The organism is Mycobacterium sp. ABE4_509 (assembly GCF_056160785.1).
The window spans coordinates 1-19,353 of sequence record NZ_JBSWXU010000042.1; the positions used below are offsets into that span (position 1 = coordinate 1).

At 69.6% G+C, this 19,353-nt stretch carries 22 protein-coding genes and 1 pseudogene; 12 read left to right on the forward strand and 11 right to left on the reverse strand.

The window, feature by feature from the left end; genetic code table 11:
• Positions 1–67: 67 nt before the first annotated feature.
• Positions 68–523 carry an organic hydroperoxide resistance protein gene (locus ACXAID_RS11625; RefSeq protein WP_475022362.1) on the reverse strand — a complete coding sequence of 152 codons (456 nt, stop codon included), beginning with the start codon at positions 521–523 and terminating at the stop codon, positions 68–70.
• Positions 524–558: 35 nt separating this feature from the next.
• Positions 559–1,668, reverse strand: a complete 1,110-nt coding sequence (gene mrf, locus ACXAID_RS11630; protein ID WP_475022363.1) for a ribosome hibernation factor-recruiting GTPase MRF — start codon at positions 1,666–1,668, stop codon at positions 559–561.
• Between the two features lie 99 nt (positions 1,669–1,767).
• Between mrf and rpmB the strand changes: the two genes are divergently transcribed.
• The 5 genes from rpmB (at position 1,768) to ACXAID_RS11655 (ending at position 3,686) form a co-directional block, all read left to right on the forward strand.
• Entirely contained in the window at positions 1,768–2,004 is a 237-nt protein-coding gene (gene rpmB, locus ACXAID_RS11635) for a 50S ribosomal protein L28 (RefSeq protein ID WP_475022364.1), read from the forward strand.
• A complete protein-coding gene (gene rpmG, locus ACXAID_RS11640; protein WP_475022365.1) occupies positions 2,004–2,168 on the forward strand; it encodes a 50S ribosomal protein L33 in 165 nt (54 codons plus the stop codon). Before rpmB ends, rpmG begins: the two co-directional genes overlap by 1 nt.
• Positions 2,168–2,473 carry a 30S ribosomal protein S14 gene (rpsN, locus tag ACXAID_RS11645; protein WP_475022366.1) on the forward strand — a complete coding sequence of 102 codons (306 nt, stop codon included), beginning with the start codon at positions 2,168–2,170 and terminating at the stop codon, positions 2,471–2,473. Before rpmG ends, rpsN begins: the two co-directional genes overlap by 1 nt.
• On the forward strand, positions 2,470–2,715 hold the full coding sequence (gene rpsR / locus ACXAID_RS11650) for a 30S ribosomal protein S18 (protein ID WP_475022367.1): 246 nt from the start codon (positions 2,470–2,472) through the stop codon (positions 2,713–2,715). Before rpsN ends, rpsR begins: the two co-directional genes overlap by 4 nt.
• 158 nt (positions 2,716–2,873) lie before the next feature.
• Complete coding sequence (locus tag ACXAID_RS11655) at positions 2,874–3,686, forward strand: MerR family transcriptional regulator (protein WP_475022368.1); 813 nt, start codon at positions 2,874–2,876, stop codon at positions 3,684–3,686.
• Positions 3,687–3,698: 12 nt separating this feature from the next.
• Here ACXAID_RS11655 and ACXAID_RS11660 read toward each other — a convergent pair whose 3' ends face one another.
• The 4 genes and pseudogenes from ACXAID_RS11660 to ACXAID_RS11675 form a co-directional block, all read right to left on the reverse strand.
• Complete coding sequence (locus ACXAID_RS11660) at positions 3,699–4,244, reverse strand: alpha/beta fold hydrolase (protein ID WP_475022369.1); 546 nt, start codon at positions 4,242–4,244, stop codon at positions 3,699–3,701.
• 37 nt (positions 4,245–4,281) lie between these two features.
• A pseudogene (locus ACXAID_RS11665) lies at positions 4,282–5,115 on the reverse strand (SDR family NAD(P)-dependent oxidoreductase); the annotation flags it as partial.
• Positions 5,112–5,477 (reverse strand): nuclear transport factor 2 family protein, encoded by a 366-nt coding sequence (locus ACXAID_RS11670; protein WP_475022370.1) that lies wholly within the window; start codon positions 5,475–5,477, stop codon positions 5,112–5,114. The gene ACXAID_RS11670 and the pseudogene ACXAID_RS11665, both read right to left, overlap by 4 nt.
• Positions 5,478–5,523: 46 nt before the next feature.
• A complete protein-coding gene (locus ACXAID_RS11675; RefSeq protein ID WP_475022371.1) occupies positions 5,524–6,351 on the reverse strand; it encodes a helix-turn-helix transcriptional regulator in 828 nt (275 codons plus the stop codon).
• Positions 6,352–6,451: 100 nt separating this feature from the next.
• Between ACXAID_RS11675 and ACXAID_RS11680 the strand changes: the two genes are divergently transcribed.
• The gene (locus tag ACXAID_RS11680) at positions 6,452–7,447 is read left to right on the forward strand and encodes an aldo/keto reductase (protein WP_475022372.1); all 996 of its coding nucleotides are present in this window, start codon (positions 6,452–6,454) and stop codon (positions 7,445–7,447) included.
• On the opposite strand, the gene ACXAID_RS11685 is transcribed toward ACXAID_RS11680, so the two are convergent.
• The 5 genes from ACXAID_RS11685 to ACXAID_RS11705 form a co-directional block, all read right to left on the reverse strand.
• The gene (locus ACXAID_RS11685; protein WP_475022373.1) at positions 7,444–8,889 is read right to left on the reverse strand and encodes a catalase; all 1,446 of its coding nucleotides are present in this window, start codon (positions 8,887–8,889) and stop codon (positions 7,444–7,446) included. The genes ACXAID_RS11680 and ACXAID_RS11685 overlap by 4 nt on opposite strands.
• A 114-nt stretch (positions 8,890–9,003) precedes the next feature.
• Positions 9,004–9,444, reverse strand: a complete 441-nt coding sequence (locus ACXAID_RS11690; RefSeq protein WP_475022374.1) for a hypothetical protein — start codon at positions 9,442–9,444, stop codon at positions 9,004–9,006.
• Between the two features lie 71 nt (positions 9,445–9,515).
• Positions 9,516–10,568, reverse strand: coding sequence for a DUF4185 domain-containing protein (locus ACXAID_RS11695; protein ID WP_475022400.1), 1,053 nt, complete (start codon positions 10,566–10,568; stop codon positions 9,516–9,518).
• Between the two features lie 72 nt (positions 10,569–10,640).
• Complete coding sequence (locus tag ACXAID_RS11700) at positions 10,641–11,687, reverse strand: aspartate-semialdehyde dehydrogenase (RefSeq protein WP_475022375.1); 1,047 nt, start codon at positions 11,685–11,687, stop codon at positions 10,641–10,643.
• A gap of 64 nt (positions 11,688–11,751) precedes the next feature.
• Positions 11,752–13,017 carry an aspartate kinase gene (locus tag ACXAID_RS11705; protein ID WP_475022376.1) on the reverse strand — a complete coding sequence of 422 codons (1,266 nt, stop codon included), beginning with the start codon at positions 13,015–13,017 and terminating at the stop codon, positions 11,752–11,754.
• Positions 13,018–13,114: 97 nt separating this feature from the next.
• On the opposite strand from ACXAID_RS11705, the gene ACXAID_RS11710 reads away from it, so the two are divergent.
• The 6 genes from ACXAID_RS11710 (at position 13,115) to ACXAID_RS11735 (ending at position 19,325) form a co-directional block, all read left to right on the forward strand.
• Positions 13,115–13,699: a nitroreductase family protein gene (locus tag ACXAID_RS11710; protein ID WP_475022377.1), complete on the forward strand. Its 585-nt coding sequence runs from the start codon at positions 13,115–13,117 to the stop codon at positions 13,697–13,699.
• Positions 13,700–13,809: 110 nt separating this feature from the next.
• Positions 13,810–15,129 carry a type III glutamate--ammonia ligase gene (gene glnT, locus ACXAID_RS11715; protein ID WP_475022378.1) on the forward strand — a complete coding sequence of 440 codons (1,320 nt, stop codon included), beginning with the start codon at positions 13,810–13,812 and terminating at the stop codon, positions 15,127–15,129.
• A 15-nt stretch (positions 15,130–15,144) separates the two neighbouring features.
• Positions 15,145–16,053: a class II glutamine amidotransferase domain-containing protein gene (locus tag ACXAID_RS11720; RefSeq protein WP_475022379.1), complete on the forward strand. Its 909-nt coding sequence runs from the start codon at positions 15,145–15,147 to the stop codon at positions 16,051–16,053.
• The gene (locus ACXAID_RS11725; RefSeq protein ID WP_475022380.1) at positions 16,041–16,751 is read left to right on the forward strand and encodes a protein glxC; all 711 of its coding nucleotides are present in this window, start codon (positions 16,041–16,043) and stop codon (positions 16,749–16,751) included. The genes ACXAID_RS11720 and ACXAID_RS11725 overlap by 13 nt, the downstream gene beginning before the upstream one ends.
• A gap of 1 nt (position 16,752) precedes the next feature.
• Positions 16,753–18,123 carry an FMN-binding glutamate synthase family protein gene (locus ACXAID_RS11730; protein WP_475022381.1) on the forward strand — a complete coding sequence of 457 codons (1,371 nt, stop codon included), beginning with the start codon at positions 16,753–16,755 and terminating at the stop codon, positions 18,121–18,123.
• Positions 18,120–19,325: an NAD(P)/FAD-dependent oxidoreductase gene (locus tag ACXAID_RS11735; protein ID WP_475022382.1), complete on the forward strand. Its 1,206-nt coding sequence runs from the start codon at positions 18,120–18,122 to the stop codon at positions 19,323–19,325. Before ACXAID_RS11730 ends, ACXAID_RS11735 begins: the two co-directional genes overlap by 4 nt.
• Positions 19,326–19,353: the final 28 nt, after the last annotated feature.

The following is a 19,353-nucleotide window of genomic DNA, read 5'->3' on the forward strand; positions in this document are numbered from 1 at the left end:
GGCCAGCAGCGACAGCGCCAGCCCGACGGCGGCGGCCGCCCCGGCGAACACGCTGGACCCGCGCACGTCAGCCCCTGGCCACGAGCGTCGCGGCGATGTTGCCGCGGGTGGCCTTCGAGTACGGGCACACCTGATCGGCCTTGCCCATCAGGTCGTCGGCCACCCCCTGCTCCAGACCCGGAAGATAGCCGATCAGCTCGACGGTCAGCCCGAAGCCGCCGTCCTCACCCTTGCCTGTTTCGTCGTCTCCGACGACGGTGCCGATGCCCACCCGCGCGGTGACACCGCTGGCCTCGTCCAACTCGATCTTCTCGTTCCTGGCGACCAGGCGCAGCGCGCCGAGGAAGCAGGCGGCGTAACCCGCCGAGAACAGCAGTTCGGGGTTGACCCCCTCCCCGCTGCCGCCCATCTCGGTGGGTGGACGGGTGTCGAGGTCGATCTTGCCGTCGGCGGACTTCACCTGACCGTCGCGGCCGCCGCCGGTGGCGGTGGATTCTGCGGTGTAGACGACGTCGATGCTCATGGCACCGATCATGCCAGCCGCCGGGATCGGGCCGATCAGGAAAGAAGCTCGTCGAGGTGCCAGTCGCCGAACGGGTCCGGATAGCCCTGCCAGGACTCGGGGTGTGCCATCTCGTCGTCGGTGAGCAGCGCCCCGCGCAGCCCGGCCAGGATCTCGTCCGCGTCGGCTCCGCAGACCAGCGCGGTCATCGAGGTGTGCCGGTCGCCGGTACGGGGGTGCCAGATTAGGTCGGCCATCGCACGCCGCTCCGGACAGATGTAGGCGACCTCCCGGGGTGTCATGGCCGCCAGCCACCTTCCCGCCTGCGTGACGCGCATTCCAGCACCGGCCGTTTCCAGCCACATGACCCGGTCGGGCCGGCTGGCCAGCCACAGCCGCCCCCTGCTGCGTACGACCCCGTCCAACAACAGGTCCACTGCAGCGTGCAGCCGTTGCGGGTGGAACGGCCGGCGGGCGCGGAACTCCACGAGCCGCACCCGCCCGTGGGGTTCCAGCGGTGGCTGGCCGGCCAGGAGCGACCCGTGCGGGCTGTCGCTGCGGCCGAGCCGGGCGTCGGGCTCCAGATGCGACAGCGCAAGGCAGAGTCGCTCGGTGCCGACGGTGAGCCGGGCTCTCGGCGCCAGCCGGCGAGCGACGGCCAGCGTATCGGGGTCCGGATCCGTCACCACCACGACATCGGCGAACTCGACCTGTCCGACGAGCACCGCGGCCACGGTCCGGCCGTCGTCGAGTTCGTCCTCACCGGTCGCCTGGCTCAGCCAGATTGCCGGGTCGACGGTGGTGACCACCCCGGACAGAACGACGTCGCGGGCGGTGGCGGAGTGCGTGATGGCGTAGCAGACGTGCTCGGGCTCGGTCCAGGGGCCGAGTCGCACGACGACACGTCCGACGTCGGGACGACGGTGCAGCCGGCTCAGGTGGTCGAGCAGGTCGCCCCGCACGGTGCAGGACACGCAGCAGTTGCTCAGCTCCAGAACACTGTCTGCGCCCACCGTGACACCGTTTTGGACCATCGTCGTGCGCCGGTGCACGACGTGTCCGTCGAAGCGGTGTTCCACCAGAGCGGTACCTGGTTGGGCGACCAGCGCGTCGGCGGCCTCGTCGGTGTGGTCCTGTCCCGCGACGATGACGACCGGGGTTCGCATCAACCCTCCTCTATCGGCAGCGATTTTCATTACTGGGGTGTTCACGCTACAGTCGCCCACAGCCTTTGTCGAAAACGATTTCCAATAAGGAGGTGCGATGTGTCTGCCCACTGCCAGGTGACCGGCCGCTCCCCCGGCTTCGGTAACACGGTGTCGCATTCCCATCGGCGCACCCGCCGCCGCTGGAACCCCAACATCCAGCGCAAGACCTACTACCTGCCCTCCGAAGACCGCCGGGTCACCCTGCGGGTCAGCGCCAAGGGCATCAAGGTCATCGACCGCGACGGCATCGAAGCCGTGGTGGCCCGGCTACGCCGCAACGGAGAGAAGATCTGATGGCACGCAACGATATCCGCCCGCTGGTCAAGCTGCGCTCCACGGCGGGCACCGGCTACACCTACATAACCCGCAAGAACCGCCGCAACGATCCCGACCGGATCGTGCTGCGCAAGTACGACCCCGTGATCCGCAAGCACGTCGACTTCCGCGAGGAGCGCTGATGGCCAAGAAATCCAAGATCGCCGCCAACGAACGGCGCCGCGCGACCGTGGCGCGCTACGCCGAGCGCCGCGCCGAACTCAAGGAGATCATCCGCTCACCGCGCAGCACACCGCAGGCCCGCACCGCCGCGCAGGCGGAACTGAATCGCCAGCCCCGCGACGCGAGCCCGGTGCGGGTGCGCAACCGCGACGCCGTCGACGGCCGGCCCCGCGGCCATCTCCGCAAGTTCGGGCTCTCCCGGGTGCGAATGCGTGAACTGGCCCACGAGGGCCAGCTGCCCGGCGTCAGCAAGGCCAGCTGGTGAAGGCCAGGCGGCGCGAGGCGCCCGCACCGAAGAAGCGCCGGAACCTGTTGGCCAGCCTGGGAATCGAGCGTGTCGACTACAAGGACACCGCCACGCTGCGGCAGTTCATCTCCGAGCGCGGCAAGATCCGCTCACGCACCGTCACCGGGGTCACGGTCCAGCAGCAGCGCCAGGTCGCACTGGCCATCAAGACCGCACGCGAGATGGCGCTGCTTCCCTACCCCGGGCAGGGTCAGCGCTGAGCCCGGCGGATCACGTCGGCCGCTTTCTCGGCGATCATCATGGTCGCCACATCGGTGTCGGCACTGTGCTCCTTCCACGAAAAGTGCTTGTAGCATTGGGATCTGCGAGCACTGTGTGACCTCTCCCGGGGAGAGGGTCAACAAGGAGGACATCGACCATGCGCTCCGGCCTGACGATCGGCGAGTTCGCCACCTTGACCCGGCTGAGCGTGCGCACACTGCGCCGGTACCACGCCGCCAAGCTCCTCGAGCCGGACACGGTGGACCCGTCGACCGGCTACCGGTACTACGGGCCCGCACAGATCCCCACCGCGCAGGTCATCCACCAGCTGCGCCAGCTCGACGTTCCGCTGGCCGACATCGAATCGATCCTCGCAGCAGACGACCTGCAACGGCGTGCCGATGTGGTGGCAGGCCATCTGCGCCGCTTGGAGGACGAGCTGGACCGCACACGCAAGGCCGTCGTATCGCTGAACCGGCTGCTGCGGCCGGACCCCGCCGAGGTCGAGGTGGAACTGCGATCGCTGCCCGCGCGCACCGTTGTGGGGATCCAGGGGCAGGTCCAGCTAGACGAATCGCTGCGCTGGTACGACGCCGCGATGGCCGAACTGGACGACGGATTCCCCCCGCAGGAACGCACCGGAGCACCCGGAGGCCGGTACTCCAACGACCTGTTCACCCACGGTGGCGGGGATTTCGCCGTCTTTCGGCCGGTGCGGACCCCTCGGGCTTTCGGTCGTATCGAGGTGCTCGACCTGCCTGCGATCGAGCTCGCCGTCGCGGTCCACCCCGGGCCGCACGACGACATCGACGTCACCTACGGCCATCTGGGAGCGTGGGTGGTGGCCCACGCGTTGGCCGTTGACGGGCCGATCTACGAGACCTACGTGGTGGGCCCGCGCGACACCACCGAACCGTCGAGCTGGCGCACCGAGATCGGCTGGCCGGTTTTCCATCTCGCCCCGCTCTGAACGGCGGCGAGCTCAGCGTGCGGTGACGCCTGCCGCGGTGCAGATGAGATCGGCCACGACGTCGGGCCGGGACACGGTCACCGCGTGGGAGGCCGCCACCTCCACGGTGTGCGACTGCGCCCGGTGACCCATGAAGCGCATCGATTCCGGTGGGATGGCCAGATCCTGGGTCGTCACCATGTTCCAGGACGGAATCCCCTTCCAGGCGGCCCGGCTGGCCGGCTCCTCCAGTGCAGTGCTCTCCCCCTCCTCGAGCAGGAAGCTGGCTATGTACACCAGTGGTTTGACATTCGGATGACCGTCGGCGGCCTCACTCATCACCGGCCCGCCGTAGGAGTGTCCGGCCAGCACGATCGGTCCCGCCACGCTGTCCAGCAGGCTCCGAAGGTAGGCCGCGTCCGCGCCCAGTCCACGCAGCGGGTTCGCCGCGGCGATCACCGGGTGCCCGGCGGCGGCGAGTCGTTCGACCACCCCGTTCCAACTCGACGAGTCCGCGAACGCCCCGTGGACCAGGACCACCGTCGGCTGGGGTTGAGCTGCGGTGAAATTCAGCGTCATCTCCTGTTGTCGAGTTGAGTTCAGGCACCACTGCCATGGGGAAATCGGCACCGCGCGAGAGCGATTCGTTGGTCCGGATACCGGCCAGCGTCCGTTTCAGCGCCGCGACCACGTCGTCGAAGGCGTCACCGCCCAGCACCAGCCTGCCGGGCGGGGGCTGTTGGGCTATCGCGGCGATCACCGCGCGGGCTCCGCGATGCGGGTCGCCGGGCTGCGTGCCGTCCTGCTCGATCATCGCCGCGCGGATCCGTTCCAGCAGCCGGTGGTAGTCGGGGATGGACTCGGTGATCGGCTGACCGGCGAAGCCGGCATAGGCCCGGGTGCGGAACGCTCCGGGCTCGACGGCCATCACCTGGATGCCAAGCGGCGCAACCTCGTCGCGCAGGATCACCGTCACCGCCTCGAGGGCCGACTTGGTGGCGCTGTAGTAGCCGAATCCGGGCACGGCGTGCAGCCCCGCCGCGGAGGACATGTTGATGATCCATCCGCTGCCCCGGGCACGCATTCCCGGCAATAGCGTTCTCGTGACGGTGAGTACCGCGAAGAGGTTCAGTTCGAACATCTCCCGGACCCGTGTCTCGTCCATGCCTTCGATCGACCCGTACCAGCCGCGGCCGGCGTTGTTGACCAGCACGTCGATGCCGCCGAAATGCTCTTCTGCAGCCCCGACCGCGCTCGTGACCTGGGCGGCGTCGGTGACGTCGAGCTCGACGACGTGCGCACGGTCGCCGTGGCCGGCGGACCACGCCTGCAGCTCGGCGGGCCGGCGAGCGGTGAGCACCACCCGGTCCCCGGTCTCGAGGGCGGCTTCGGCGAGTGCGATCCCGAATCCGCCTGGCGTGCCGCCGGTGATGAACCAGCGTCGCGTCACGGCTCGATCACCAGCCGGCTGATCCGGTCGTCTTCGAGGGTGAACCGGTAGTGCAGGTCGGCGACGCCGCCGGGGAAGTCGCCCACCAAACGCTGGACGACGTCGACGGAGCCCGCACCCGCGATGGTCGCGCCGGTGAACTCCGTGGTGTAGGTGTATTCGACGGCCGACGTGCTCAGCCAGGCCTCGATCGCCGCGCGGCCGCAGTGGTCATGACCCTCGTCGGTGACCACGGCGTCGTCGGCGAACACCGTGAGTGTGGTGAGCGTGTCGCCGCCGGCGTGTGCGGTCAGGTACGTCTGGACCGGGGCCGGCAACTCCTGCCGTGAAACGGGTGCGTGTCGGTTCTCGTGCACTGTCATGACTCGACGGTGCGGCCTCCCCCAGGGAGAGAGTCAAGCACCGCGGTCAGGTTTGTCCGACAACCCTGAGTAACCGCAGGTCCTGCAGCGCGCTGGATCCCGGCGGCGGGGTCAGCACCACCAACCGCTGACCGTCAGTTGTTTCCAGGACCTCGCAGTCCAACGTGATGGGCCCCACCGCCGTCCGGAACGTCTTGCGTTGGGATCTGCGGACCGCGACCTCGTGGCGCGCCCACAACTCCGCGAACTCGCGGCTCTGCCGAAGCAGCGTGTCGACGAGTTCTCGCATGTCGTCGTCGTCGCGTCTACGGGCCCAGGCCGCCCGCAGATCGGCCACCATCGTCCGGCTGTGCTGGTCGTGATCGGCCACCGGCGCGAGGTCGCGGGCGCCGGGTTCGGTGAACCACCGGTAGCTGAGGCTGGCCCGCAGGCCCGCCTCCGGCGCGGCGACCCGATCGCCCATCAGCACCCTGGCCAGCGCGTTCTGCGCCAGCACGATGTCGGTGTCGGAACAGGCGAACGCGGCGGCATCGTTCATCTGATCCAGTACGAACATCAATGCGGGCCGCACATGCGTCGCGGATACGACCCGATCCGGCACAGAGTGGCCTGCCAGCCGGTACAGGTGGTCGGTTTCATCGTCGGACAATCGCAGCGTGCGGGCCAGTGCCCGCACCATCTGCGGCGACGGCTGGGTGCTGCGTCCCTGCTCGAGCCGGCCGTAGTAGTCGGTCGACATCCCCGTCAGCTGGGCCACCTCTTCGCGCCGCAGCCCTGCGGTGCGCCGCCGGGCGCCGGCGGGCAGCCCGACCTCGGCCGGTCTGATCGCATCTCGGCGGCGCCGGAGGAAGTCGGCAAGGGCGGCACGGTCCACCCCTTGATTGTCCCGCCGATGGCCGGCGGTAGGCAGAGACTCCCAGTCCCAGGCTCAACGCACCGTGGTCGCAGACCGGGCAACGACCAAGACTGGGGTGATGCACACCAAGAAACTGGGATCACTGCACACCTCCGCGCTCGGGTTGGGCTGCATGGCAATGTCGGGTGTCTACGGCACCGCCGATCGATCCGAGAGCATCGCCACCGTGCACGCCGCGCTCGATGCCGGCATCGCACTGCTGGACACCGGCGACTTCTACGGCATGGGACACAACGAACTGCTGTTGGCCGAAGCGCTGCGCTCACGGAACCGAGACTCCTACCAACTGAGCGTGAAGTTCGGCGCCCAGCTAGGCCCGGACGGCGCATGGGTCGGCTACGACGCGCGCCCCGCCTCGGTGAAGGCGGCCGCCACCTACTCGCTACAGCGGCTCGGCGTCGACCACATCGACGTCTACCGTCCCGCCCGGCTCGACCCGGAGGTCCCCATCGAGGACACCGTCGGGGCGATCGGCGAGTTGGTCGACATGGGCTATGTCAGGCACATCGGACTCTCCGAGGTCGGGTCGCACACCATCCGGCGGGCAGCCGCCGTCCGGCCGATCGACGATCTGCAGATCGAGTACTCCTTGATGTCCCGCGGAATCGAACGCGACATCCTGGCGACCTGCCGTGAGCTCGGCGTCGGCGTCACCGCCTACGGCGTGCTGTCCCGCGGCCTCCTGGGTGGCCGCTGGTCGAAAGCCACTGCACAGGAGGGGGACTCCCGGTCGATGAGCCCGCGGTTCGCCGACGGGAACCTGGACCGCAACCTCGCGCTGGCGCGGGCCCTGCGCGACGTCGCCGACGATATCGGCGTGACCGCCGCGCAGGCCGCGATCGCCTGGGTGGGCGCCCGCGGCACCGACGTCGTCGCTCTCATCGGAGCCAGGTCGCGCTCCCGGCTGACCGAAGCGCTCGGCGCCACCCAGGTACACCTCACCGAGGAACAACTGGCCGGAATCGAGGACGCGGTGCCGGCCGATCGGGTGGCCGGCGACCGCTACCCCGCCGCGCACATGGCCGCACTCGACTCGGAAGCTGCCGCAACCTAGCCCCCGTTGCGCACACCTTCCTCGACCTTCTTGCCGAGTTCGGCGTCGACATTGCGCCAGTACTCGAACACCCGGGACAGCACCGGCTCCTTCACACCGTCTGACACGTGGCCGATGATGTTGTGCGCCAACCGTTCCCGAGCTTCGTCGTCGAGCACCTCGCGTACCATCGTGCCGGCCTGCCCGAAGTCGTCGTCGTCCTGGCGCAGCGCGTAGGCGGTGCGCACCATCTCTCCGTCGGCGGCCCAGTGCACCTCGGAGGCCCGCTTGGGGTCGGCCTCCGGACCGCCCATCGAGTTCGGCGTGTACACCGGGTCGGTCGCGTTGCGGATACGCATCGCGCCGTCCTTGCTGTACGCGCGCACCTCGGTGTGCGGCTCGTTCACCGGAATCTGCTTGTAGTTGACCCCGAGCCGGGCGCGGTGGGCGTCGGCGTAGGAGAAGCCGCGGGCCAGCAGCATCTTGTCCGGGCTCAGCCCGGTGCCGGGCACGATGTTGTTCGGCTCGAACGCCGCCTGCTCGATCTCGGCGTGGTAGTCGGTGACGTTGCGGTTCAGCGTCATCTTGCCGACTTCGTGCAGCGGGTAGTCGCTGTGCGGCCACACCTTGGTCAGGTCGAACGGGTTGATCCGATAGGTCTTGGCGTCCTCGAACGGCATGATCTGCACGTGCAGCGTCCAGCTGGGGAAGTTGCCGTCCTCGATCGAGTCGTACAGGTCGCGCTGGTGGTAGTCGGCGTCCTCACCGGCCATCTGGTCGGCGTCCTCCTGGGTGAGGAAGTCGATGCCCTGGTCGGCCTTGAAGTGGTACTTGACCCAGAACATCTCGTCTTTGTCGTTGAGCCAGCTGTAGGTGTGGCTGGAGTAGCCGTTCATGTGCCGCCAGGTCTTCGGGATGCCGCGGTCGCCCATCAACCAGGTGACCTGGTGTGCCGACTCCGGCGACAGCGTCCAGAAGTCCCACTGCATGTGATGGTCGCGCAGGTTGTTGGCCTGCATGCGCTTCTGGCTGCGGATGAAGTTCTGGAACTTCATCGGGTCGCGGATGAAGAACACCGGGGTGTTGTTGCCGACCATGTCGAAGTTTCCCTCGTCGGTGTAGAACTTCAGCGCGAAACCGCGCGGGTCGCGCCAGGTGTCTGGGCTGCCCCGCTCGCCGGCCACCGTCGAGAACCGGGCCACCATCTCGGTCTTGGCGCCCGGCTGCAGGAACGCGGCCTTGGTGTAGGCGCTGACGTCCTGGGTCACCTCGAACTGGCCGAACGCACCGCCGCCCTTGGCGTGCGGCTGACGTTCCGGGATGCGCTCCCGGTTGAAGTTGGCCATCTGCTCGATCAGGTAGTGGTCCTGCAGCAGGATGGGCCCGTCGGAACCGACGGTCAGCGAGTGTTCGACGCTCGGGATGGGTGCGCCGCCGTCATTCGTCGCGTAATTCTCAGCCATGTTCCCTCTTCTCTTCGAGGCGCCGCGGCTCTCGGGGCTGTGCCGCGGTCACGTCCTGTCGGGGCGGGTACCCCGCGAAGCAGTGGAACCTAACCCGGCGGCGGTGCTCAATTTCTACGGACGCGGCGGTGTCGGCCCGCTGCCCGGGCCGCCCTGCCCGCCGGGGCCACCCTGACCGCCGGGACCGCCGGGACCGAACGGTCCGGGGAAGCCCGGGCCTCGTTCGAAGTCGCCGCCACGGGGCCCCGTCGGGAACATCGGCGAGGCGGGGCTCATCACCATGTGATGGCCGCGGTCGTAGCCGGCCGGGCCTTCGCCGACCTCCTTGCCGACGAAGAAGCCGGTGCCGAAGACCACCGCGACGATGATCACCGAACCGGCGACGATGCCCACCCAGGCCGCGACCTTGTTGAGCCGGTTGGACTCGGGAGCCGGCGGCGGCACCGGCGGCTGGTACACCGGCGGATCGGGCTGCGCCGGCGGCGGGGGCGGCGGTGCCATCACGGGTCCGGTGGCGGGCTCGGCGGATTCGGGAGGCGGGGTCGTTTCGCTCATGGGATCGATCCTGCGCCGCGATTCCCAGTGGTGAATGGGTCTGCGCTGTGAATCGGCTATGAGCGCCCACGTCAGGGTTTGAGCGGGTTCACCGCGAATTGGATGACCCGGTAGGGGGTCCCACCCCGCGGGGCGGTGTTCCACTGGCTGACGAACACCCGCACCGCGTCCAGGGTCGAGCTCGGCGAGATGTAGCCGCCATAGGGCTGGGCCAGCCGGTTGTCCTGCGGCGGGGGCAGCACCTCCACCGGGTCGGGCCACGGCGCGGCGACGACGACCGTCGTGACCGGCGCGGTACTCAGCCCGGTGGGGTCGTTGGCGACCCGGACCTCCATGTTGCCGGTAGTGGCGTTGAAGTACGACAGCACGGTGCGCCCGTCGAGTTGGCGGATGCTCATCTCGCCCACCATGTCGTCCCACAGCGGGGCGGGCTCACCACCCCATCCGGTTCCCGTCCAGCCCTGCCAGGTCGCTCGGTCGGTGAAGGTCTGCGGACTGGCGCGGTAGAGCACCACCGGACCGCTGCGGTCGAAGTTGTTGGCCACGATGTAGACGAAGCCGCGTTCGGAATCGGCCGTGGGGATCGGGTCGTAGTAGCCGCTGATCTGGGTCTGGCGGCCCCGCGCATAGTCCGCGGGCCGTTCGGAGCCCGCGACTGTCGGCCAGTTCCCCTGGCCGGGAAGAGCTTTCACCAGCCTCGAGGCCTGCGGGCGCAGCTCCTCGGCGGTGGTCACCAGCATGTAGTTCTCGCGGTTGATCTCGATCACACCGGCCGGCAGCTGCGATACACCCGGCAGCGCCGGTTCGGCCAGCAGCGGAGTGGCCACGCCGGTCACCCCGTCATAGCGCACCCCGCCGGGGTCGTCGAGCGAATCACCCACCACGTGCAGCGCGATCGGCGAGTACCAGCCGCCGTAGCCCACCCCCTGGCCGGCGAAGCTGTCCCCGCAGACCTGCAGGATGCCGCTGGGGAACTCCATGAACTCGCACAGGTCCGTCGCGCCGATCCCGTAGTCGGCGGTCGGGGTTCCGGTCCCGGCGGCAGGCCCGATCCGCACGACCTGCCCCGGCAGCAGCGGCGGTGGCTCCACCGGAGTCGCCCCCGCCTCAGGTCCCGCCGAAATGGCATTCCAGCAGAGAAATGCCGAGAGCACCCCTGCTGGAATGCGATTTCGGCGCAAGGGTCGCGGGCTGGGTCAGAGCTGCGCGGCGAGCAGTTCGGCGATCTGGATGGTGTTCAGCGCCGCGCCCTTGCGCAGGTTGTCACCGGAGACGAACAGCGCCAGTCCGCGCCCGTCGGGGACGCCCGGGTCCTGGCGGATCCGGCCGACCAGGGAGTCGTCCACCCCGGCGGCGGCCAGCGGCGTCGGCACGTCCACCAGCGACACGCCCGCGGCGCCGGCGAGCAGCTCCTGCGCCCGCTGCACCGAGAGCGGTTCGGCGAACTCGACATTCATCGACAGCGAATGCCCGGTGTACACCGGGACCCGCACACAGGTGCCGGACACCGCGAGGTCCGGGATGCCCAGGATCTTGCGGGTCTCGTTGCGCAGCTTCTGGTCCTCGTCGGTCTCACCGGAGCCGTCGTCGACCAGCGCCCCGGCCAGCGGGACCACGTTGAACGCGATCGGCGCGACGTACTTGGCCGGCTCCGGGAAGTCCACCGCGGTGCCCTGGTGGACCAACTCGCGGCTCTTCTCGACCGTCGCGTCGACCTGACCGAAGAGCTCCTCCACCCCGGCCAGCCCGCTGCCGGAGACCGCCTGGTACGTCGAGGCGATCATCCGGACCAGCCCGGCCTCGTCGTGCAGCGGCTTGAGCACCGGCATGGCGGCCATGGTGGTGCAGTTCGGGTTCGCGATGATGCCTTTGGGCAGAGACCGGACCCGGTCGGCGACATCCCTGTCGAAGTTGACCTCGCTGACCACCAGCGGCACATCGGGGTCCTTGCGCCACGCCGAGGAGTTGTCGACCACCACCGCGCCCGCGGCGGCGAACCGCGGGGCCTGCACCCGCGACATGGTCGCCCCCGCGGAGAACAGCGCGATGTCCAGCCCGGCGGGGTCGGCGGTCTCGGAATCCTCGACCTCGATGAGGCGGCCGTCGAACTCCAGGGTCTTGCCGGCCGACCGCGCCGAGGCGAAGAACCGCACCTCGTCGGCCGGGAACTTCCGCTCTGCCAGCAGGGTCCGCATCACCTGGCCGACCTGGCCGGTCGCGCCGACCACACCTATCGACACCATGTCAGACGTCCCGTCGCTTCGCTCGCCCCATGTCAGACATCCCGTCGCTTCGCTCGCCCCATGCCTACCGCCCCGTCCCGGCGTAGACGACCGCCTCCTCGTCGCCGCCGAGCCCGAAGGCCTCGTGCAGCGCAGCGACGGCGCGGTCCAGCTCGGCATCCTTGATCAGCACCGAGATCCGGATCTCGGAGGTCGAGATCAGCTCGATGTTGATGCCGGCCTCGGCCAGCGCCTCACAGAAGGTGGCGGTGACCCCGGGGTGCGACCGCATGCCGGCACCGATCAGCGACACCTTGCCGATGTGGTCGTCGTAGAGCACCCGGGTGAACCCGATCTCGTCCTGCAGCGCCGTCAGCTTGGCCACCGCACCCGGTCCGCTCTCCCGGGAACAGGTGAACGTGACGTCGGTCTTGCCGTCCTCCACCTTGGAGATGTTCTGCAGCACCATGTCGATGTTGACGTCGGCGTCGGCGACCGCGCGGAACACCCGCGCCGCATAGCCCGGGATGTCGGGCAGCCCGACGACGGTCACCTTGGCCTCGCTGCGGTCGTGGGCGACTCCGGTCAGGATGGCGTCTTCCATGGGGATGTCCTCGATCGATCCTTTGACGATGGTGCCCGGCCTGTCGGTGTACGACGACCGGACGTGGATGGGCAGGTCGAAGCGGCGCGCGTACTCGACGCAGCGCAGCATCAGCACCTTGGCACCGGCGGCCGCCATCTCCAGCATCTCCTCGAAGGAGACGGTGTCCAGGCGGCGGGCGTCGGACACGATGCGCGGGTCGGCGGTGAAGACGCCGTCGACGTCGGTGTAGATCTCGCAGACGTCGGCCTTCAGCGCGGCTGCGACCGCCACCGCGGTGGTGTCGGATCCGCCGCGGCCGAGCGTGGTGACGTCGCGGGTGTCCTGGCTGACCCCCTGGAACCCGGCGACCAGCACGATCTGGCCGTCGTCGAGCGCGTCGCGCAGCCGGCTGGGGGTGACGTCGATGATCTTGGCGTTGCCGTGCGTGCCGGTGGTGATCACGCCGGCCTGTGAGCCGGTGAAGGAACGGGCCTGCGCACCGAGGGATTCGATCGCCATCGCCACCAGGGCGTTGGAGATGCGCTCGCCGGCGGTGAGCAGCATGTCCAGTTCACGGGCCGGCGGGGCCGGCGACACCTGCTTGGCGAGGTCGAGCAGCTCGTCGGTGGTGTCGCCCATCGCCGAGACGACCACGACAACGTCGTTGCCGGCCTTCTTCGTCTCGACGATGCGCTCGGCCACACGGCGGATGCGATCGGCGTCTGCGACCGAGGATCCGCCGTACTTCTGTACGACGAGCGCCACGAGAAAACCTTTCTGGGTTCGGGGGAGATCCCATAAAGGATAGAGGCTGCCCGCACCTGCTTTTCCACCACCGGTAGCGGCCGGTACCGTCGGTCCGGTGGCTGACGCACCCCCCGATCGGTTGGCCGACACCTCGGTTCAGGTCCATCCCGCCATCGCCGCCCGGTGGTCGCCGCGGGCCTTCGATCCGACCGCCGAACTGGGCGAAGAGGAGTTGGCCGCGCTGCTGGAGGCGGCCCGGTGGGCACCCACCTGGGGCAAGCGTCAACCCGTCCGTTTCGTGGTCGGCTCACGCGGAGACGAGGTGTTCGCCACACTTGCCGGCCTGCTTCGGCGAGGCAACAGCTACGCGCTGGCGGCCAGCGCGCTGATCCTGCTGTGCGCCGATGACGGCGAGGACGAGCGCACCCGGCGTTACGCCGCCGTGGACGCCGGAGCGGCGCTGGCCAACCTGTCTGTCGAGGCGGTGTCCCGGGGGCTGATCGTGCACCCGATGGCCGGCTTCGACACCGAGGGCGCCGCCCGGGCGTTCGGCCTGCCCGGCGAACTGCGTCCACTGATGGTGATCGCCGTCGGCCGACTCGGCGACTACGCGCAGGCCGCACCCGAGATCGTCGAGCGCGACAGCCAACCCCGCCGGCGATTGCCGCTGCGCGACATCGTGCTGAACTGGGCGCGGTAGCCACCCCGCACGCCGCCCGATCTGTCCACCCCGCTGGGTGGGCACTCACACTGCAGCAGGTTTCCCTCAGTGATACTGTGATTCACAACAAGAGACAAAGGGTGGTCGACATGCCGCAAGACCCCGCCACACTGGCGCAGTTGTGCACGCAATCGGGAACGAAATTCATCCTCGCACTGTTCGTCGACCTGCGCGGGAAACCCTGCGCCAAGCTGGTGCCGGTCGAGGCCGTCGACCTGCTCGAGACCGAGGGCGTCGGGTTCGCCGGCTACGCCGTCGGCGCCATGGGCCAGGAACCCAAGGACCCCGACCTGATGGCCCTGCCCGACCCGGCGTCGTTCACCCCGATCCCGTTCATCAAGGACGGCCTGGCGATCGTGCACTGCGACCCCCACGTCGACGGCAAGCCGTGGCCCTACGCCCCGCGGGTGATCCTCAAGTCGCTCATCGAGCAGTGCGCCGACGCCGGGTTCGAGCCCTGGGTCGGGGCCGAGGTCGAGTACTTCCTGCTGCGCCGCAACGACGACGGCAGCGTGTCGGTCGCCGACTCCGCCGACACCGCCGCCCAGCCGTGCTACGACGCACGCGGCGTCACCCGCATGTTCGAGCACCTGACCGCGGTGTCCACCGCGATGAACCAGCTCGGCTGGTCCAACTACGCCAACGACCACGAGGACGGCAACGGTCAGTTCGAGCAGAACTTCAAGTTCGCCGAGGCGCTGACCACCGCCGACCGGGTCATCACCCTGCGCTACCTGCTGTCGATGATCGCCGCGGAGCGCGGCATGATCGCGACCTTCATGCCCAAGCCGTTCGCCGACAAGACCGGCAGCGGCCTGCACCTGCACCTGTCACTGACCAGCGGCGGCAATCCGGTGTTCCCCACCGATGAGAACGACGCCCGCGGCCTGGGACTCTCCGAGACCGCCTACGGCTTCATCGGCGGCATCCTCGACCACGCCTGCGCGCTGCAGGCCGTCGTCGCGCCGACGGTCAACTCCTACAAGCGCACCGGCGCCACCTCCACCGCCTCCGGGGCATCCTGGGCGCCGCGGCTGCCCACCTACGGCGGCAACGACCGCACCCACTACATCCGGGTGCCCGACGCCGAGCGCATCGAACTGCGCGGCGGCGACGGCTCGGCCAACCCCTACCTCGCGATCGCCGCGGCGCTCGGCGCCGGCATCGACGGCGTCAAGCGCAGCACCGACCCGGGACCGGTCGGCGGCGGCAACGCCACCAAGGCACTGCCTCCGACGCTGCTGCACGCGGTCGACGAGTTCGAGGCCGACCCGGTGGTCACCGGGGTGCTCGACGCGGCCGGTGACGGGGTCGCCGGCTACTTCGCCAACGTCAAACGCGAGGAGTTTTTCTCCTACCACGGTGCGGTCAGCCCGTGGGAGATCGACTCCTACCTCACGGCGTTCTGAGGAGGGAGACAACACATGTGCGGGATCGTCGGGCTGCATCTGCGCAACCCTGAACTGCACCCCCAGCTCGGGGAGCTGCTCACCGGCATGCTGTGCGAGATGGGCGAGCGCGGCAGCGACTCGGCGGGGGTGGCCGTCTACGGCGATCCGACCTGGGCGCCGCCCGGACAGGGCTGCGTGTCGATCGCCGAGCTGCCCACCGGCTCGAGCGCGGACATCGGCGCGGTCACCGCGGCCGTCGCGGCCGAGCTGGGCACCGACGTCGGCGGTGTCGCGGTCGAGTCCAGCCACCTGCTGTCGTCGGCCGCCGACTCCGAGACCCTGCTCGCCGCGGTGCGCTCGGTCTATCCGAACGCGCTGATCGCGGGGTTCGGTGCCGACATGGCCGTCCTCAAGGGCGTCGGCCACCCGCGCACCCTCACCGACGGCTGGGGCCTGGCCAAGGCCCAGGGCTGGCAGGGCGTCGGGCACACCCGGATGGCCACCGAGTCGGCCGTGACCCCGGCAGGCTGCCACCCCTATGCGGTCGGCCCGAGCCAGTGCATGGTGCACAACGGGTCGTTCGCCAACCACGCCACCATCCGGCGCGAACTACGCTGCGCGGGAATCTCCTTCGACAGCGAGAACGACACCGAGGTCGGCGCCCGGTTCATCGCCAAGCAGCTTGCCGAGGGCCGCAACGTCGAAACCGCGCTGAAGGCGCTGTGCACCACATTCGACGGCTTCTACACACTGCTGGTGTCCAACCGGGACTCCTTCGCCGTGGTCCGCGACGCGATCGCCTGCAAACCCGCCGTGATCGCCGAGACCGACGACTGGGTCGCGATGGGCAGCGAATACCGGGCGCTGGCCGGCCTGCCCGGCGTCGGAGGAGCCCGCATCTGGGAGCCCGAACCGGAGGTCGTGTACGCATGGAGCAGATGACCGCGCCGGTGGCCACCAGCGCAACGCATTTCGACCTGCGCACCGCCGCGTTGCGTGAGGTCAACACGGCGCTGCACGCACCGGACCTGACCGGAGAGTTCGTCATCGAGCATCCCGCGGGCGCGCACAACGTCGCGGTCGGCCTCGACGCACCGGTGACGGTGACGGTCGAAGGCCACGTCGGCTACTACGCCGCGGGCATGAACCAGCGCGCCGACGTCGTCATCAACGGCAACGCCGGAACCGGCGTCGCGGAGAACATGATGAGCGGCTCGGTCCGGGTCACCGGAAATGCCTCGCAGTCCGCGGGTGCCACCGCGCACGGCGGCCTGCTGGTGGTCGACGGCAACGCCGCGGCCCGGTGCGGGATCTCGATGAAGGGCGTCGACATCGTCGTCGGCGGCGACGTCGGGCACATGAGCGCGTTCATGGCCCAGGCCGGTCGCCTGGTGGTGCGCGGCGACGCCGGCGAGGCGCTGGGCGACTCGATCTACGAGGCGCGGATCTACGTGCGCGGCGAGGTCGCCTCACTCGGGGCCGACTGCGTCGCCAAACCGATGGAGCCCGAACATCATCGCGAGCTCGGCGAACTGCTCAAGGCGGCCGGGTTCGGCGACGACGACACCGCGGCCTACACCCGCTACGGGTCGGCCCGTTCGCTCTACCACTTCCACGTCGAGAACACGAGTGCCTACTGAGATGACGCCTGAGAACCCCGACTCGCGTGCCCGGCTGGGACTGCGCGAATCCGCCACCTTCGACCGGACCACCATCGCGGCCATCCAGCGGGCCGCCGACACCGGCATCTACGACATCCGCGGCTGGGGCGCCAAACGCGCCCTCCCCCATTTCGACGACCTGCTGTTCCTGGGCGCGTCGATGTCGCGCTACCCGCTGGAGGGCTACCGCGAACGCTGCGCCACCGACGTCGTGCTCGGCGACCGGTTCGCCAAACACCCTCTACACCTGGACATCCCGGTCACCATCGCCGGGATGAGCTTCGGCGCGCTGTCCGGTCCGGCCAAGGAGGCGCTCGGACGCGGGGCCAGCGAGGTCGGCACCTCGACCACCACCGGTGACGGCGGGATGACCCCCGAGGAACGCGGGCAGAGCAAGCATCTCGTCTACCAGTACCTGCCGTCGCGGTACGGCATGAACCCCGACGACCTGCGCAAGGCCGACGCCATCGAGGTCGTGCTGGGCCAGGGCGCCAAGCCCGGCGGCGGCGGAATGCTGTTGGGCCAGAAGATCTCCGAGCGTGTCGCGGCGATGCGGACACTGCCCCAGGGCATCGATCAGCGTTCGGCGTGCCGGCACCCCGACTGGACCGGCCCCGACGATCTGACCATCAAGATCAACGAACTGCGCGAGATCACCGACTGGGAGAAGCCGATCTACGTCAAGGTCGGCGCCTCGCGCACCTACTACGACGTCAAACTCGCCGTGCACGCGGGCGCCGACGTCGTCGTCGTCGACGGCATGCAGGGCGGCACCGCGGCCACCCAGGAGGTGTTCATCGAACACGTCGGCATCCCGACACTGGCCGCGATCCCGCAGGCGGTACAGGCCCTGCAGGAACTCGGCGTGCACCGCACCGCCGCCAGCGGCGCACCGGACCGCAAGGGTGTGCAGCTCATCGTGTCCGGCGGCATCCGCAACGGCGCCGACGTCGCCAAGGCGCTGGCGCTGGGCGCCGACGCGGTCGCCATCGGCACCGCAGCGCTCATCGCCCTCGGCGACAACCACCCCCGCTACGCGGCCGACTACGAGAAGATCGGCAGCGCAGCGGGTTTCTACGACGACTACCAGGACGGCAACGACCCGGCCGGGATCAGCACCCAGGACCCCGAACTGGCCGCCCGGCTGGACCCGGTGGCCGGCGGACACCGGCTGGCCAACTACCTGCGGGTGCTGACCATGGAGGCCCAGACCATCGCCCGGGCCTGCGGCAAGGCCCACGTCTGCCACCTCGAGCCCGACGACCTCGTCGCGGTCAACATCGAGGCCGCGGCGATGGCCCGGGTTCCGCTGGCCGGCACTGACTGGATTCCCGGCCGGAACGGCCTGTGAGCGACACCGCCGACGTCGTCATCATCGGCGGCGGAATCGAAGGGTGCGCCGCGGCATGGGCGTTGAGCCGGCGCGGCGTCACCGACGTCGTGGTCGCCGAACGCAGCACCGTCGGCTCCGGGATGACCGGCAAGTCCTCCGGTGTGGTGCGCTGCCACTACGGAGTCAGTTCGCTGGCCGCGATGGCCGCCACCGGCCTGGAGGTCTTCGAGAACCCTCAGGCCTTTCTGGGCGATCAGGCGACTGACATCGGTTTCCGCCAGACCGGGTATGTCGTCGGGGTCGGCGAACCCAATGTGGACTCGCTGCGCAAGAGCCTGGCCGCGCAGCGCCGGGTCGGCGTCGACACCGAGGAGATCGACCGCACCGAGGTGGCCCGGCTGTGGCCGTACGCCGACCTGAGCCCGTTCGCCGCGTTCGGCTGGGAGGCCCGCGGCGGCTACGGCGACGCCTACCAGACCGCGCAGGCGTTCTCGACGTCGGCGCGGGCGGCCGGGGTGCGGGTCCGGCAGGGCACCCCGGTCAGTGGCCTGCTGGTCGACGGCGAGCGGGTCACCGGTGTCCGGCTGGCCGACGGCGGCGAGATCTCGGCCGGCACCGTGGTCGTCGCCACCGGGGTGTGGACGCAGCCGTTCCTGGCGCCGTACGGCCTCGAGGTCCCCATCACCGTCGCGCGTGAACAGATCGTCATGATCGACCCGGGCATCGGCAGTGCGGTCGTCGGCCGGCTCCCGGTGTTCTCCGACCTGGTGTCGCTGCAGTACGTGCGCCCCGAGGTCGGCGGCGAGATCCTGTTCGGCAACAGCGACCTCGCCGAGCTGGAGCAGGCCGACCCGGACAGCTACCTCAACCGGGCCACCGAGGCGTTCGTCGACGTCACCGTCGACAAGGTCGGCACCCGGTTCCCCGGCTTCACCGACGCCGCCATCTCGAGCAGTTACGCCGGCTGCTACGACGTCACCCCCGACTTCAACCCGGTCATCTCCGTCGCGCCGCTCGACGGGTTGGTGGTCGCCGCGGGCTTCAGCGGTCACGGGTTCAAGATCGCCCCGGCGGTCGGCCGGCTGGTCGCTGACCTCGTCGTCGACGGCCGCAGCACCGATCCGCGCATCCCCGAATCGGACTTCCGGTTCTCCCGGTTCGCCGAGGGCGACCCGCTCAAGACCCCCTACCCCTACGTCGGCGCAGGAGAAATGCGCTAGACAGGAGTCTTGTGGCCCCGCCTGACCC

Bases quoted from the DNA above. Each gene is read 5' to 3' on its own strand.
- ACXAID_RS11625 (WP_475022362.1), bottom strand. From the start codon at position 523: ATGAGCATCGACGTCGTCTACACCGCAGAATCCACCGCCACCGGCGGC.
- mrf (WP_475022363.1), bottom strand. From the start codon at position 1,668: ATGCGAACCCCGGTCGTCATCGTCGCGGGACAGGACCACACCGACGAG.
- rpmG (WP_475022365.1), top strand. From the start codon at position 2,004: ATGGCACGCAACGATATCCGCCCGCTGGTCAAGCTGCGCTCCACGGCG.
- rpsN (WP_475022366.1), top strand. From the start codon at position 2,168: ATGGCCAAGAAATCCAAGATCGCCGCCAACGAACGGCGCCGCGCGACC.
- ACXAID_RS11655 (WP_475022368.1), top strand. From the start codon at position 2,874: ATGCGCTCCGGCCTGACGATCGGCGAGTTCGCCACCTTGACCCGGCTG.
- ACXAID_RS11660 (WP_475022369.1), bottom strand. From the start codon at position 4,244: ATGACGCTGAATTTCACCGCAGCTCAACCCCAGCCGACGGTGGTCCTG.
- ACXAID_RS11670 (WP_475022370.1), bottom strand. From the start codon at position 5,477: ATGACAGTGCACGAGAACCGACACGCACCCGTTTCACGGCAGGAGTTG.
- ACXAID_RS11680 (WP_475022372.1), top strand. From the start codon at position 6,452: ATGCACACCAAGAAACTGGGATCACTGCACACCTCCGCGCTCGGGTTG.
- ACXAID_RS11685 (WP_475022373.1), bottom strand. From the start codon at position 8,889: ATGGCTGAGAATTACGCGACGAATGACGGCGGCGCACCCATCCCGAGC.
- ACXAID_RS11690 (WP_475022374.1), bottom strand. From the start codon at position 9,444: ATGAGCGAAACGACCCCGCCTCCCGAATCCGCCGAGCCCGCCACCGGA.
- ACXAID_RS11700 (WP_475022375.1), bottom strand. From the start codon at position 11,687: ATGGTGTCGATAGGTGTGGTCGGCGCGACCGGCCAGGTCGGCCAGGTG.
- glnT (WP_475022378.1), top strand. From the start codon at position 13,810: ATGCCGCAAGACCCCGCCACACTGGCGCAGTTGTGCACGCAATCGGGA.
- ACXAID_RS11720 (WP_475022379.1), top strand. From the start codon at position 15,145: ATGTGCGGGATCGTCGGGCTGCATCTGCGCAACCCTGAACTGCACCCC.
- ACXAID_RS11725 (WP_475022380.1), top strand. From the start codon at position 16,041: ATGGAGCAGATGACCGCGCCGGTGGCCACCAGCGCAACGCATTTCGAC.
- ACXAID_RS11730 (WP_475022381.1), top strand. From the start codon at position 16,753: ATGACGCCTGAGAACCCCGACTCGCGTGCCCGGCTGGGACTGCGCGAA.